At 34.3% G+C, this 926-nt stretch carries 1 protein-coding gene and 1 pseudogene; both read left to right on the top strand.

Annotated elements, in window-relative coordinates; all coding sequences use genetic code 11:
- Positions 1-183 (top strand): annotated as a pseudogene (locus MUW73_RS04465) (Rpn family recombination-promoting nuclease/putative transposase); the annotation flags it as partial.
- A gap of 255 nt (positions 184-438) precedes the next feature.
- The coding region (locus MUW73_RS04460; protein WP_243575334.1) for an Rpn family recombination-promoting nuclease/putative transposase at positions 439-926 on the top strand (488 nt) is incomplete at its 3' end.

Below are 926 nucleotides of genomic sequence, written 5' to 3'. Positions count from 1 at the left end.
CAAGAAGGAGAAAAAATGGGCCTCGAAAAAGGTAAGCTAGAGGGTATCCGAATAGGTGAAGAAAAAGGTAAGCTAGCAAGAAACATAGAAATTGCCAAATCCATGCTTCTCAAGGGTTATCCTGTAGAAGATATCATTTTTCTTACCGGCTTATCTCCTGATCAGGTTCACAACCTTATATAAGCTTTCTATTTTATAACTACTGTCTATACTTTTCTATTCAATTTATATTATATTTTTTTTTCAATACTCCTAAGTTTCATAGATCTTAATTTAACCAATTCATATGGCCCCCCCTCAGGAAACGGAATATAAGCTTCAGGGACAACCAATAACTAATATAGCGTAAATCTTAAAAAACTATGTATCTTACAGCGTATCTTGCAGCGTGTATCAGTGTAGTCATACCTCTTAACATCTCAAAAAAAGCAATGTAATATGGAAAAGATTACCCCAAAAGTAGATGTCGCTTTCAAGAAAATATTTGGTGTAGAAGAAAATAAGGATCTACTGATCGACTTAATCAATGCAGCCGTAGCACCAGAAGATCAAGTGGTAGAGGTTACGTTATTAAACCCTTATAACCCAAAAAGTTTTAGAAGTGATAAACTATCTATATTAGATGTGAAAGCAGTAGGGGAAACAGGCAAAAGATTTAACATAGAAATACAAATCACAGATGAAGCAGATTATGATAAAAGAGCACTATACTACTGGGCTAAGTTATATACAGAACAGCTAAAAGTCTCACAAAATTATGCTACGCTCAATAAGGCCATAGGTATTCATATTCTTAACTTTGTTTCCATAACAGATAGCAAAAAGTATCATAACGTATTCCATATCACTGAAAAAGAGAGTGGCTTGCCTTACTTTACGGATCTAGAATTGCATACCATAGAACTTAGTAAGTTCAGTAAGGACCC

It is taken from the genome of Candidatus Cardinium sp. cByotN1 (genome assembly GCF_022810525.1).
GTDB lineage: Bacteria > Bacteroidota > Bacteroidia > Cytophagales > Amoebophilaceae > Cardinium.
The sequence above is the reverse complement of the archived record's forward strand: the minus strand, read 5'-3'. Positions and strand labels throughout refer to the sequence as shown.